The sequence below is a fragment of the Sphingomonas bacterium genome (genome assembly GCF_028289855.1).
Classification (GTDB): domain Bacteria; phylum Pseudomonadota; class Alphaproteobacteria; order Sphingomonadales; family Sphingomonadaceae; genus Sphingomonas.
The window spans coordinates 1-13,788 of record NZ_JAQGKZ010000053.1 but is presented as its reverse complement, the minus strand read 5'-3'; the positions used below and the strand labels follow the sequence as shown (position 1 = coordinate 13,788).

Sequence of the window (13,788 nt, the reverse complement as noted above, 5' to 3'; positions counted from 1 at the left end):
AGGGAAGCGGGGCAATGTTATCCTGTCACGTTGCGGGCGGGGCCGATGCCCAACATCCGTGCCGCCCATCGCGATCGCGCGAAGGGGCGTTCGATCGACCGGAACATGATTTCCGCGATGGCGAAGGTGACGGCGACGGTCGCCCATGCCTCCAGCAAGGGATATCCCAGACCGACCGCCGCCAAGCCCAGAGGCACCGCGGTGATCATATAGGCGTGAACGAGGTAGGAGCTGAACGACAATTGCCCGACGCGGCGCAGCCAGCTCATCTCGAACAGCCGGCGCGGCCACTTACCGCCCAGCAAAGCAGTGACGATCAGCGCCGCCCACAGCACGCTCCAGGAAAATACCCATCGCCCCACCGCGCGCTCCGGCGAGTCGCTGACGGCCAGCATGCTTGCGATCAACGGCGCCAGCACCAGTGCGACGATGCCGATTACGACAGCGGCGCCGCGTGCCAGCCGCGCGGCGCGCGCCTCCGGCGGATGCGCACCCGCACGATGAAACACGATCGCGGCGGCACAACCCGGCAGGAACGGCGGAAGATACGGCCACAAGGCAATGATGGGCGCCGTGCCCCGGGCGGGTAAGGGCACCATGATCGCGACCCCGACGGCGAGCGCGATCAACATCACGGCGGCCGCCACGGTCCGCTTGCCGAACAGCAACAGGCAACACGCGGCGATCAGCGGGAGGATGACGTAGAACTTCACTTCGACGACCACCGACCAATTGACGCCGTCGGCCCGCTGCAGGGTCAGCGCCTGAAGCATCTTCCCGGTGTCGATCCGCGGCATTTCGCCCTGCCGCAGCCGGTAGACCTCCGCATAGGCGATCGGCAGGAACAGGATATACAGCGGCGCGATCCGCAGCACGCGACGGATCGCGTAGTAAACGAGATGCCGCCATTCGAGGCTCTGTGCGCCCTGCCGCAGGAAGCCCATCATCAACAGGAACGCGCTCAGCGTGAAGAACAGATACACGCCGGCCTGACCCATATGGCTGAGATCGAGCCCCGGGATGAGGTTTAGCCGCACCTGGGACAAGTGCGCCGCCAGGACGTACAGAACCGCGAGACCGCGAATGCCATCCAGCGCGTCGATCTGCGCGGCCTGGTCGGAGAGGTGTCTGCCGTGGATCACTCTATCTCCCTGGAGGCCTTGTCAGAGCAAATGCTGCGGTTGGCAACCAGCACGGCGGCATGCTTTCGCTCGCCGCATTACGAAGCCGTGACGAAGCGGGAAGGCTGGCGTTTTTCGAATATCGCGAACGTCGCCCATAGCGCTGCGGCGCCCGCCCGTTGACGGGGCGAATGTTCCGAATGTTCCCAGTGACCATGAGGCGGCGAAAGGTCGCAAAAGTCACACTCGCAACGCGGACGCGCGGGTGCGCGCGCATAGGAAGGATAACGACGACCATGCGCGGGACGCCGACACGCGAAATCCTACATTGGAAGGGGCTTGCCAAACGATAGGCCGAAAACGGACGTCGTTGACTTTCGTATTTTCCTAATTAGGAAAGTATGCATGGAATCGGCTTTCAAAGCGCTTTCTTCTGCGCCGCGGCGACGCATTCTCAACCATCTGGCCGGTGGTCCGATGACCGTGAGCGAAATTGCCGACAAGTTCGAGATGGCGATGCCGTCGATCTCCAAGCATCTGTCGGTGCTCTATCAGGCGGGATTGGTGCACCAACAGAAGCGCGGCCAACACATCATCTATTCGGTCGCTGCCGATAGTCTCGCCAACAGCCTTTACGCTTTTCTGACGCCGTTTTGCCCCGAAGCGCGCAAACTCAACGCAGAGCGGAGGAAGGGGCGGCGCCAGGACGGGGGAGATGACGTATGAGTGTCGCGGGCGAGGCGGCGGAGGGCGCATTCAAGGTCAATTCGCTGGGCAATCTGGAGAATGCTGACGCCGGAAGCGGGCGGCTGCAATGGGACGCACCGCGATCGATCTGGAATATGTCCTTCATCGCCGGCGCGCTGATCCTTGGCCCAATTTTCTTCAGCTGGGGCGGGGTCCTCGTCTTTCTGCTCCTGTCCGGATTCACGCTTTGCGTCGGGCATTCGGTCGGCTTCCACCGCCGCTTGATCCATCACAGCTTCGATTGCCCGAAATGGCTCGAACGCGTGATGATTTATGTCGGGGTGCTCGTTGGAATGGGCGGGCCTCTTTGGACCGTGGGACTTCACGACATTCGCGACTGGGCGCAGCGCCAGTCCAACTGCCATTGGTTTCTCCGACACGGCAAATCCGCCATCGCGGATGGATTCTACTATCTCAACTTCAAGCTCCTGTTCGACAAGCCACCGCGCTTCGATGCCGGACCGGGCATCAGCGACGATCCCTTTTACCGATTCCTGCAACGGACCTGGATGCTGCATCAGGTCCCGGTCGCCCTTATCCTGTTCTGGCTGGGTGGCTGGTCCTGGGTAGTATGGGGCGTGATCGTGCGCGTCGCCGTTTGCTTCACCATGCATTGGTACATCGCCCATGTGGCTCATCGCCGGGGGCACCAGGATTGGTTCGTCGAGGATGCTGCTGTCCAAGGCTATAATATCGCGTGGCTCGCCATTCCGACGATGGGCGAAAGCTGGCATTGCAATCACCATGCCTTCCCGGCGTCGGCCAGGCATGGACTCTATCCCCGGCAAGCCGATCCGGGTTTTCGGTTTATTCAATTGCTGGAATGGGTCGGATTGGCTTGGGACGTCCGGGTGCCGCAAAACCTTCCACCGCGCTCCGCATTAACGCCGCTGTCCGATCGGGCACTCAGCCTCGCCGCGCCCGGCCAGGAAGCGCTATCGCGAGAATGGGCGCAGGCGCATCGTCCGAATCCGTAGACGTCCGTTATTGGTTTTCAGCAGTCATCGAGCCGATCCGCCGTCATTTCCCCGATGCCGCCGCCTGACCGCGCGCCATGTCGAGCAACCCCGCATCCGACGGGACCGACTGGCCGGCGGTGCGCATCGCCTCGAGCTGCGCGACGACCTGGTTCCACCCATGGCCCGGCGCGCCGAATTGCGCGAGGCTCCACAGCGCGCCCAAAATAACGCGTTGCGGTTCCGCCGATTTGGCGTCGGCCTTGGCCAGCGTCCGCCCGATCGTCAGCGCTTCGTCGAGCGCGGCGAACGCGCCCGCGTCGTCGGCCGGGTGGCGCGCGCTGGCGAGCTTGATGAGCAACAGCGCGATCTGCCGCTGCAACGGCGCAGAGACCGGCGCGGTTTTCAGCTGGGCCCGGCGCAGCGCGACGCCTTCTTCGAGCAATTTGGCTGCAGCCGCACCGTCGCCGCGCGCGAGCTCGACGTCGCCCGCGCGTTCGAGCGCGACCGACAGGTCGCGTTGTGCCTCCGGATTGGCCGGATTGGCGGCGGCTTGCCGGCGCGCGATGTCTAGCATTTCGGTGACCGCTTTTGCGGCGCCGTCGAGATCCTTGATCGCGAGCCGCAACAGCCCGAGCGCGTTGAGCGTGTAGGCGGCGTCATGCTTCGCCGTCGCCGTCGCGTCGGTCGCCGCGAGCCGGCGATTGATCGCCAGTGCCTCCTCCATGAGCGCGATCGCCCCGGGAATGTCGTTTCGCGCGATCCTGATCTGCGCGATCTTCGACAGGCTGATCGACAGGTCGCGCTGCGCTTCGAGCGATTGCGGCGCTTTGCTGGCGAGAAGCCGGGCGAGCGCAAGCGATTCGTCGAACAACGCCGTTGCGCCGTCGATATTGCGTTGCTGAATACGAAGGTCGCCGAGCGTATCGAGCGCCACGCCGAGATCGCGCTGGATCGACGGATTGTCGGGGTTGCGTTCCGCCAAGCCGCGCCGGATCTTGAGCATCTGTTCGAAATCGCCCGATGCGCCGGTAAGGTCGCCGCGCGCCAGCTTGAGCTTGCCCGATCGTGCGAGCGTGTCGGTGAGGTCGCGCTGGGCCAAGCCGTCGCCCGGATTTTGCGCGAGCCGCACGCGGTCGAGCCGCATTGCCTCGTCGTAGGATGTGGCAGCGGTCTGCACGTCGCCGCGTGCCAGCGCCGCCTCGCCGATGCGCAGCAACGCGACCGACCGATCGCGGTCGTTGGTGGCGGTAGCTTGCGCTTTGCCCGCCGCCTCTTGCGCGCGGTCGAACTGGCCGGCGTCGAGGTAGAGCGCGGCGAGTTCCATCCAGTCCCAGTGGGTCGACGGGTCGGCCTCCACTACCGCGACCCACCGCTCGATCGCCACTTTGGTCGTCGTCAGCCCCTTGTCGCGCGCGTCGAGCGCGAGTTGGGCGCGCGAGCGGCGGTCGGCGGCGAGCTGCTGACGCGCGGCCGCCTCGCGTGCCTTATCGCGCGCCGCTTCGACGGCGGCGAGTACCGCGTCAGCTGCCTCGAACGCTCCGGCGCCGCCCGCATTGTAGAGTGCGAGCGCCCGCACGCCGTCGGGGGTGGCGAGCAATTGTTCGCCCGCCGTCTGCAGGATCGCGATGTCACGGGCATATTGCGCGTCACGTCTGGCGAGTTCCTCCGTGAAGCCGTTCTTGAGCGCGGTCAGATCGGCAACCAGCGCCCCGGCCTGTTTTTCCAGCGTCGCGATGCGCGCCTTGTCGCTCCGCGCGTTCGCCCGCAGCGCGGCGAGCTGGCCGCGAGTCCGGGCAAGCTGCTTGTCGCCGCCGTCGATCCGCGCGCGCATCGCCAGCAGTTGCGCGTCGGCGATCCGGGCGGCGACGGTCTCGGTCTGGGCCGAGCGGTATCGCAGCGTCGCCAGCGCATCGAGTTCGACCGCGGTGCGGGCGCCCGCCGGTGGCAGCGGCGATGCCGCGACCGCCGCGATTGCTACGACATTCACCCACCCCATCGTCAGCGCCCCCATCCGCCGCCGCAAGGGGCGAGCGTAGCATCGGCGACGGGCAACCGTTAGGACGTAATCGTCACCGCCAGCGGATTTGCGGTTCGGTCGGGACGGCGCTCCTGAGTCCCTCGAGCTCGGCTATCAGCACGCTCAGGCTCTCGGGCTTGAACAGCAGCGGCAATTCCGCGCCGCCCTCGAGCGCCAGGAAGAGCAACGGCTCGCCCTTTTCGGTTTTCCCGGTCTGCATGCCCGTGGGCCGGATAAACTGCTGCTGTTTGTCCTGCACGTCGAGCTTGGCGGTTTGGGCCGCCAGCTCGGCGAGGAGCGCCCCGGCGCATTCGGCGCTCACCTCGAAGCGGTGAACCGCCTGATCTTCCGCGAGCATCTCGAGAAGGATGCCGTCGCCCTGTGCCGCGCACTCAACGACTCGAATGTATTTCACTGCAGCATTCCCTTTGATTCGACGATGATCATTCCCGCGACGCTATTCCTTCGGGAGGAGCAATTTCGCCGGCCGGCGCTCGCGCGCGGTCTTGAACAGCGAATAGGTCTGTCCGACGATCTCGCTGACGCCCGAAATCGAGGCCATATAGCTTTCCAGTTCGGGCGTCTTCTTCGCCTCGATCAGCCGCACCGGCGCCGACGGATCGGGCCCCTCGAACCGCACGTAGAACAGCGGTTCGCCGCGTTTGAGGATCAGGTCCTTGCTCGTGTCGTGCCACTCGAACGCCCATTGCAGCGAACGCGGCCAGATATCGATCGGGAAGCGGCCGCTGATCTGAATCCCCGGCCGCCGGTCCGCGGTGTAATGAAAGATCGGGGGATATTGATTGATGTAGAGCGGGTCGTCCGAGACGAAGACGTAGGAGGTCAGCATCTGCAGCACGGGGCGCTGCGGGTGGCGCCATTCGCTCTTCGGCTGAAACACGATCCAGCGTTGCAGCGCTTCCGGACGGATCGGGCTCTTGTCCGCTAGCACGTTGGTGATGTCCATCGTGCCGCCGGTCATGTTGAGGCGCAGGTGGACGTCGATCGGGCAATTGATCACGAAATGACGGCGGTCGAAATCGAGGACGGAGGGGCATTGGCCGACCGACTTGGGCTCATTGCTCTGGGACTCGACCCGTACCGGCCTGGGCGTGTCCCAGATGATGCTGGCCTGTTCGGTGCTGAGCAGCCAGCCGACCGTAAAGCTGCGGGATTCGGCCGGTTCGGGCACGCCGGAACCCGGCTCGGTCTCGGCGGCGGCGGGGCTTTTCGAAAACAGATTCCTCAGCATGCGGGAATATTTGGCCTTTCTATCGCCTCGGCTGGGGCTTGCGCGCCAAACATACAGGATTCGATGCCCTCGGCGAGCATCGATTTCAACCTGCAAGCTACCCCGAGAAAGGCGTGGGCTCCTTCTCGAAAGAAGGAGCCCATCGTTCAGGCCAGATCGAACCGATCCGCATCCATCACCTTCACCCACGCGCTCACGAAGTCCTTCTCGAACTTCTCCGCGCCGCCCTTCTCGGCATAGACCTCGCCAACCGCGCGCAGTTCCGCGTTCGACCCGAAGATCAGGTCGGCGCGGGTGGCTTGCCATTTGGCATGGCCTTCAGCGCGGTCGGTCGCGACATAGTCGTCGTCGCTGCCTTCGACGGCTTTCCAGACGTTGGTCATGTCGTAGAGGTTGACGAAGAAGTCGTTGGTGAGCTGGCCCGAACGCTTGGTGAAATGGCCGTGGCCGCGCTCGCCGTGGTTCGCGCCGAGCACGCGCAAGCCGCCGATCAGCACCGTCATTTCGGGTAACGACAGGCCGAGCAGCGAGGCGCGGTCGATCATCATCTCCTCGACCTTCACCGCCAGCTTCTTCTTGCCGACATAATTGCGGAAGGCGTCGGCCTCGGGCTCCATCACCGCGAAGCTGTCGGCGTCGGTCTGTTCCGCCGTCGCATCGCCGCGGCCGCCGGTGAAGGGCACGTTGGTGGCGCCCGCCTTTTCGAGGCCCACCACGCCGCCCAGCACGATCGCGTCGGCCAGGCTCATCGATCCGCGCAGGCCGTTGAGCGTGTCGATCACCTTCGCCAGCATCTCCGGCTCGTTGACCTCCCAGTCCTTCTGGGGGCTGAGCGCCACGCGCGCGCCATTGGCGCCGCCGCGATGGTCCGATTTGCGATAGGTGCTGGCCGAGGCCCAAGCCGTCTTGATGAGTTGGCTGACGGTCAGGCCGCTGCTCGCGATCTTCGCCTTCACCGCCGCGACATCGGCGTCCGACGGCGTGGTGCCGGCGGGGATCGGATCCTGCCAGATCAGGTCCTCGGCAGGGACTTCCGGCCCGAGGTAACGGACCTTGGGGCCCATGTCGCGGTGCGTCAGCTTAAACCAGGCGCGCGCGAAGGCGTCCTTGAACGCCTCATGGTCGGTGCGGAACTTCTCGCTGATCGCGCGGAATTCGGGGTCGCGCTTCAGCGCCATGTCGGCGGTGGTCATCATCGTCGGGACCTTGATGCTCGGGTCCCACGCTGCCGGCGCCATGTCCTCGGGTTTTTGATCGATTGGCTGCCACTGGTTGGCGCCCGCGGGCGACTTCACCAGCTCGTAGTCATAGTCGAGCAGCAGGCGGAAGTAATTCTCGGTCCACTCCTTGGGCGTGTTGGTCCACGCGCCCTCGATGCCGCTGGTGACGGTGTGCTCGCCGATCCCGCCGCTCTCATGCCCGCTGACCCAGCCGAAGCCTTGCGCGACGAGATCGCCGCCCGACGGCGCGTTGCCCAGCAGCGAGGCGTCGCCATTGCCGTGCGCCTTGCCGAAGGTGTGGCCGCCGGCGGTGAGCGCGACGGTCTCCTCGGCGTTCATCGCCATGCGCGCGAAGGTTTCCTTCATGTCGCGCGCCATGCCGGCGTCGTCGTGCGGATTGCCCTGCGGCCCTTCGGGATTGACGTAGATCAGCCCCATCTGGATCGCGGCGAGCGGGCCTTCGAGCTCATGCATGCCGTGTTCGGGCGAGATGCGGGTCTGGACGCCCTGGTTCACCCACTTGTCCTCCGAACCCCAATAGATGTCGCGCTCGGGCTCGTAGACGTCGGCGCGGCCGCCGCCGAAGCCGAACACCGGCCCGCCCATGCTCTCGATGGCGACGTTGCCGGCCAGAATGAACAGGTCGGCCCAGCTGATCGCCTGACCGTATTTCTGCTTGATCGGCCACAACAGGCGCCGCGCCTTGTCAAGGTTGCCGTTGTCGGGCCAGCTGTCGAGCGGGGCGAAGCGTTGTTGCCCGCTATTGGCGCCGCCACGCCCGTCGGCGGTGCGATAGGTCCCCGCGGCGTGCCACGCCATGCGGATGAAGAAGGGGCCGTAATGGCCGTAATCGGCCGGCCACCATGGCTGGCTGTCGGTCATCAGCGCGGTCAGGTCGGCCTTCAGCGCGGCATAGTCGAGGCCCTTGAACGCTTCGGCATAGTCGAAATCTGCGCCCATCGGGTTGGACGCGCCGTTGGGATTGAGGATTTCGGTGGCGAGCATCTCCGGCCACCAATCCTTGTTGGTGCGGCCCAGCAGCGCACGCACGCCGCCCGCAGGGCAACCGCCGCCATCGATCGATCCAGTCTTCGCGTCCATGGGAATCGTTCCTCTCGCCAATTGGGGTTGCGCCCGTCCTAGCGGGCGATGATGACACGGCAATAGATTTACACGATGACTTAATCCAATCTCGGCGAGCGAGAAAATCGATCAGTCGTCAGGCGTTCGCGTCCTCGGGCACCGGCTTGGGCGGGTGCAGCCGCAGCCGCTCGACGCGTCGGGCATCGGACGCGAGGATTTCGAGCGTCCAGCCCGACGGCGTCGTCAGCCGCTCGCCCTTGGCCGGCACGCGCCCGGCAATCACCGCCGCGAGGCCGCCGAGCGTATCGACATCCTCGTCATGCTCGCCCAGCCGCTTATCGACTGTGTCGGCAACATCCTCGAGCTCGACCCGCGCATCGGCATCCCACGCGCCGCCGTCCAAGGGGATCAGCAGCGCCTCGGGCGCGTCGTCATGCTCGTCCTCGATGTCGCCGGTGATCTCCTCGATCAGGTCCTCGATCGTGACCAGCCCCTCGGTCCCCGAATATTCGTCGAGCACGATCGCGAGATGGACGCGCTTCGACCGCATCTCCGCGAGCAGATCGAGCGCGCCCATCGCCATCGGGACGTAGAGCGGCTCGCGGATCAGGATGTCGATACTCTCGGGCGGCGGGGTGGCGCTCGCCATGATCGCAAACACATCCTTGAGGTGAATCATCCCGATCACTTCGTCGAGGCTGCCGCGATAGACCGGCATGCGGCTGTGCCCGCCCTCGGCGAAGCGCTGGACCAGGTCGGTGAAGCTGGTCTTTTCCTCGACCGCGATGACGTCGGCGCGCGGCACGCCGATTTCGCCCGCGTCGCGCTCGCCGAAATGGAGCAAATTCTTGACCATCTGGCGCTCGAGCGGGGTCAGGTCGCCCGCGGCGTCGGGGGCGGGGTCGTCCTCGTGACGCTCGATCACGTCCTCGAGTTGATCGCGCAAACTGGCTTCTTCACCGAAGATGGTGGATTTCAGCTTGCGCCAGATACTGTCGCCGTTGTCGGTATTGGAGGGGCCATCGGCCATTTTCGTCGTCAGTCCTCGTCGATCATATACGGGTCGGCGATGCCGAGTGCGGCCAGCGCATCGATCTCGATCGCCTCCATCGCCTCACCCTCGCGGTCGTCGATATGGTCATAGCCTAGCAGATGCAGCGTGCCGTGCACGATCAAATGCGTTGCGTGCGTTTCGAGGGATATGCCGCGCTCTGCGGCTTCGGCGGCGCAGATGCCGTGGGCGAGGACGATATCGCCGAGCAGGACCTCGCCATCGTCCGAATTCGCCGTCACCGTTTCGAGCAGATCGGGTTGGACCATCGGAAACGACAGCACGTTGGTCGGCTTGTCCTTGTGGCGGTATTGCTTGTTGAGCGTCTGGACTTCGTCGTCCGATGTCAGTCGCACCGAAATCTCGACGGCCGCGGGGATCGTCAGCAGTTCGCCATGCGGCGTCCGGTCGATGGCGGCCTTGGCGGCGCGATCGGCAAGCGCTTCCCAGTCGTGCTCCGGCCACGGCGCCTCGCTCGACAGCGCAATTTCTAACACTTTCCCCTCCCTTCCAGGGAGGGGATCAAGGGGTGGGTGGCGTCCGGGCGGTACGGAAGGGCAGGTGCCTGGGCTCCCCGTATCGCGGTCATCGACCCACCCCCAGCCCCTCCCTTCCAGGGAGGGGAGAGGGGGGTCGAACTCACAACCCCGTCCCCTCGTACGCTTCGACGATCCGCCCGACGATCGGATGGCGCACGACATCGCCCGCGCCGAAACGGCACATCGAAATGCCCTCGATCCCCTCGAGCCGGCTGGTCGCATCCGCCACCCCCGACGCCGCGACGCCGCCGGGCAGATCGGTCTGGTTGGGGTCGCCGCAGATTACCATCCGGCTGTTCTCGCCGAAGCGCGTCAGGAACATCTTCATCTGCGCGGGCGTGGTGTTCTGCGCTTCGTCGAGGATGATGAACGCGTCGGCCAATGTGCGCCCGCGCATGAACGCGATCGGCGCGATCTCTATCTCGCCCGACGAAATCCGCCGCTCGACCTGTTCGGCGGGGAGGCAATCGTTGAGCGCGTCGTAGAGCGGCCGCAAATACGGATCGACCTTCTCCTTCATGTCGCCGGGCAGGAAGCCGAGCTTCTCACCCGCCTCGACCGCGGGGCGCGACAGGATCAGGCGCTGGACGCTGCCGGTGATCAGCTGCGATACCGCTTGCGCGACCGCGATATAGGTCTTGCCGGTGCCCGCCGGCCCGAGCGCAAAGATCATCTCGTTCTTGGTCAGTTCGCGCATGTAATGCGCCTGCGCCGGGGTGCGCGGGACGATCGTCTTCTTGCGCGTGCGGATCATGATCGGCGGGGTGTCACCGCGCGCTTCCGCGCTGATGATGCCGTCGAGCACCGGCTCGGACGCCATCGCGATCGAGGCGTCGACCAGGCCGGTATCGACATCCTCGCCACGCTGGATTCGCGCGTACAAATCGTTGAGCACGTCGCGCGCCATCGCGACTTGCTCGGCGGTGCCCTCGAGCCCGATGCGGTTGCCGCGCGCGGTGATGTAGATGCCGAGCCGATGTTCGAGCGCGACCAGATGCTGGTCGTACTGGCCGAAGAGTTGCGCGAGCAGTTGCGGCTTGTCGAAGGTCAGCTCGACCCGGCTGCGTTCACCGGATTGGGCGGGGACAGGCTTGCGGCTCATGCGGCTCCTTGGGTTTTGCGTGCTGGGTCGAGAATGGCAGAGCGCGGGCGGGGATGACAGCGACTTTTGTTAACTAATGGCGGTTTTGCCCGAGCGTTGCGTAAAGGCCGCAGCATCAGCCGTGCAGGCGCAGGCCGTCGCGGCCGTCGAACGCGGCATCGGCGTGGTCGCCGTCCTTGATCACATAATGCAGGAAGACCTGGTACTGGCGCTCGCCGGTGAACGGCTCGCGCCAGTGCGGGATGCGGCATCCCTGATAGACGATGGCGTCGCCGGGGTTCAGCGCGACGCCCGTCTCGTCGCCGTGGAGATCGCGGACGTGGATCGGCCACGGCGCGTCCGGCACCGAGAAGACCGGCAGCGACGCGCTCACCTCGCACGCGTTGCGGTCCTTGTGGCGGCGCAACTCCGCGCCGTTCTCGTAGATCCGCCAGAAGGCATAGGCCGGCACCAATTCGCGCGCCGTGATCGCCTCAAGCGCGGGGCGGCATTGCAGCAGCAGCGCCTCGCCGGCGATCGGCGAATATTGGTTCATCGCGCCCTGCGGCACGACGGTGGTGGCGTGATGCATCGCGCCGGTGCGGTGCGACACGTCCATCGCCGCGCGCAGGAACGCCTGTTGCTCCGCGCTCACCAGATCGCGGGCGACGGCATAGCCGCGATCCCAGAAGCCGTCAGGCAAACGCGGCCTCGCGCGGTGTATCGGCACGTTCGACCGCCGACACCGAATTCGGTCCAGCCGCCACGATTTCGACCGTCACCAGATCGCCCACCGCGGCGTCGGTGATGAGATGGACCGATTGCAGCCACGGGCTCTTGCCGAGCATCTGGCCGGGGAGCTTGCCCTTGCGCTCGATCAGCACGTCGCACGTCCGCTCGACGGTCGATGCGTTGAACGCGGCCTGGTGGCGGTTGAGCGCGGCCTGGAGACGTTGCAGGCGGTCGTCCATCACGTCCATCGCGATCTGGCCGTCCATGTCGGCGGCCGGGGTGCCGGGGCGGGGGGAGTATTTGAAGCTGAACGCGAGGCTATAGCCGACCGCGTCGATCAGGCTGAGCGTGTCGGCGAACTCGGCCTCGGTCTCGCCGGGGAAACCCACGATGAAATCGCCGCTGAGCGCGATGTCGGGCCGCACGGTACGAACTCGGTCGAGGATGCGCAGGTACGAGTCACGCGAATGGCTGCGGTTCATCGCCTTGAGCACGCGGTCGCTGCCCGATTGCACCGGCAGATGGAGGAACGGCATGAGTTTTTCGACGTCGTGGTGCGCGTCGATCAGCCCTTGCGTCATGTCGTTCGGGTGGCTGGTGGTGTAGCGGATCCGCGCGAGGCCGGGGATGCGGTCGAGCTCGCGGATCAACGCGCCCAGATCGCGGTCGCCGTCGGACCAGGCGTTGACGTTCTGGCCGAGTAGGGTGATCTCTTTCGCCCCGGCATCGACCAGCGATTTCGCCTCGTCGACCAACGCCCCCCACGGCCGGCTGATCTCCGCGCCGCGCGTATAGGGCACGACGCAATAGGTGCAGAATTTGTCGCACCCTTCCTGCACCGTGAGGAACGCGCTCGGCCCGACCTTGCGGCGGGCGGGGAGCGCGCCGAACTTCGATAGCACGGGCATGTCGGTATCGAGCCCGAGCTCGCCGCGCACCGCCTTCGCGATCAGATCGGGGAGGTTGTGATACGCCTGCGGGCCGACGACGATATCGACCTTGGCGCGGTTGGCGATCTCCACGCCCTCGGCCTGCGCGACGCATCCGGCGACCGCGATCATCGGGTTGGCGCCGTGTTTGCGCAGGCGTCCGATGTCAGAATAGACCTTGTCGGTCGCCTTTTCGCGGATGTGGCAGGTATTGAGCACGACGAGGTCGGCATGGTTGGCGTCGTCGGTCGCGGTCATGCCCTGCGCCGCCATCAACTCGCCCATCCGCTCGCCGTCATAGACGTTCATCTGGCAACCGAACGATTTGACGTGGAAGGTTTTCGGGGCAGTCTTGGTGGTCATGGGCCGGGCGCTATAGCGCGGGCATCGGGCGCGGCATAGGCCACAGGCGCGACGTCATAGGCGAATGGCCGCAAGGGTTTGCCGAGCACCCCGACCAACGCTTCCTCGATCCTCCGCCGGCTCTCCGCGGCGATCGCCTTGCGGCCGGGGACGTCCTCGGGGCGGAAGGGGTCGAGGAAATGCACTTTGAGGGGAAAGCTGCCGCGCCGCGACAGCAGCCGTTTGGCGTTGTCGAGACCGCTTTCGACGCCGATCCAGCCGATCTCCTCGGCGACCACGCCATAGTCGAGCATCACCGGCTGAACCATTACGCCGGGCGGCGGCGGCTCGAGCACGCGCAGCATCGGCGTCTTGAACGGGAGGAGCGACTGGCCGTCGGTCGTTGTCCCCTCGGGAAACACGGTGACGGACCAATTCTCGGCCAGCGCGTCGCGCAGGGCATTGATCTGTTCGGCGACCCCCATCCGGTTCTCGCGTTTGACGTAGACCGTGCGGTTGAGCGTCGACAGCCAGCCGACCACCGGCGCCTGGCGCAATTCCTCCTTGGACACGAACGCGGTGCCGCTCTGGCCGGCGAGCGCGAGGATATCGATCCAGCTGAGATGGTTGGAGATGTAGAAGACGTCGCGCTTGAGCGGCACGCCGACCCGGCTGACCCGCGCGCCCGCCAGTCGCGCCGCCCAGCCGAGAAAGA

13 protein-coding genes are annotated in these 13,788 nt (G+C 65.7%); 2 read left to right on the top strand and 11 right to left on the bottom strand.

Annotation, left to right across the window (positions count from 1 at the left end):
- Positions 1 to 17: 17 nt before the first annotated feature.
- Complete coding sequence (locus JWM94_RS04840) at positions 18 to 1,142, bottom strand: acyltransferase (protein WP_299422549.1); 1,125 nt, start codon at positions 1,140 to 1,142, stop codon at positions 18 to 20.
- A gap of 384 nt (positions 1,143 to 1,526) precedes the next feature.
- Here JWM94_RS04840 and JWM94_RS04835 point away from each other — a divergent pair, with 384 nt between their 5' ends.
- Positions 1,527 to 1,847 (top strand): metalloregulator ArsR/SmtB family transcription factor, encoded by a 321-nt coding sequence (locus tag JWM94_RS04835; RefSeq protein WP_299422546.1) that lies wholly within the window; start codon positions 1,527 to 1,529, stop codon positions 1,845 to 1,847.
- Positions 1,844 to 2,845, top strand: a complete 1,002-nt coding sequence (locus JWM94_RS04830; protein WP_299422544.1) for an acyl-CoA desaturase — start codon at positions 1,844 to 1,846, stop codon at positions 2,843 to 2,845. Before JWM94_RS04835 ends, JWM94_RS04830 begins: the two co-directional genes overlap by 4 nt.
- A 43-nt stretch (positions 2,846 to 2,888) precedes the next feature.
- Here JWM94_RS04830 and JWM94_RS04825 read toward each other — a convergent pair whose 3' ends face one another.
- The 10 genes from JWM94_RS04825 to JWM94_RS04780 form a co-directional block, all read right to left on the bottom strand.
- On the bottom strand, positions 2,889 to 4,838 hold the full coding sequence (locus JWM94_RS04825; RefSeq protein WP_299422542.1) for a hypothetical protein: 1,950 nt from the start codon (positions 4,836 to 4,838) through the stop codon (positions 2,889 to 2,891).
- A gap of 58 nt (positions 4,839 to 4,896) precedes the next feature.
- Entirely contained in the window at positions 4,897 to 5,259 is a 363-nt protein-coding gene (locus JWM94_RS04820; protein ID WP_299422538.1) for a hypothetical protein, read from the bottom strand.
- A 42-nt stretch (positions 5,260 to 5,301) separates the two neighbouring features.
- A complete protein-coding gene (locus JWM94_RS04815; RefSeq protein ID WP_299422536.1) occupies positions 5,302 to 6,096 on the bottom strand; it encodes a hypothetical protein in 795 nt (264 codons plus the stop codon).
- A 146-nt stretch (positions 6,097 to 6,242) separates the two neighbouring features.
- Positions 6,243 to 8,417, bottom strand: a complete 2,175-nt coding sequence (gene katG / locus JWM94_RS04810; protein ID WP_299422534.1) for a catalase/peroxidase HPI — start codon at positions 8,415 to 8,417, stop codon at positions 6,243 to 6,245.
- A gap of 118 nt (positions 8,418 to 8,535) precedes the next feature.
- On the bottom strand, positions 8,536 to 9,429 hold the full coding sequence (locus tag JWM94_RS04805; RefSeq protein ID WP_299422532.1) for a hemolysin family protein: 894 nt from the start codon (positions 9,427 to 9,429) through the stop codon (positions 8,536 to 8,538).
- An 8-nt stretch (positions 9,430 to 9,437) separates the two neighbouring features.
- Positions 9,438 to 9,947, bottom strand: coding sequence for an rRNA maturation RNase YbeY (gene ybeY / locus JWM94_RS04800; RefSeq protein WP_299422529.1), 510 nt, complete (start codon positions 9,945 to 9,947; stop codon positions 9,438 to 9,440).
- Between the two features lie 142 nt (positions 9,948 to 10,089).
- Positions 10,090 to 11,091 (bottom strand): PhoH family protein, encoded by a 1,002-nt coding sequence (locus tag JWM94_RS04795; protein WP_299422525.1) that lies wholly within the window; start codon positions 11,089 to 11,091, stop codon positions 10,090 to 10,092.
- A 115-nt stretch (positions 11,092 to 11,206) separates the two neighbouring features.
- The gene (locus JWM94_RS04790; RefSeq protein ID WP_299422523.1) at positions 11,207 to 11,773 is read right to left on the bottom strand and encodes a hypothetical protein; all 567 of its coding nucleotides are present in this window, start codon (positions 11,771 to 11,773) and stop codon (positions 11,207 to 11,209) included.
- On the bottom strand, positions 11,766 to 13,094 hold the full coding sequence (gene miaB, locus JWM94_RS04785; protein WP_299422520.1) for a tRNA (N6-isopentenyl adenosine(37)-C2)-methylthiotransferase MiaB: 1,329 nt from the start codon (positions 13,092 to 13,094) through the stop codon (positions 11,766 to 11,768). Before miaB ends, JWM94_RS04790 begins: the two co-directional genes overlap by 8 nt.
- Positions 13,091 to 13,788, bottom strand: a 698-nt coding sequence (locus tag JWM94_RS04780) for a 1-acyl-sn-glycerol-3-phosphate acyltransferase (protein ID WP_299422518.1), incomplete at its 5' end; no start/stop codon positions are given. The genes miaB and JWM94_RS04780, both read right to left, overlap by 4 nt.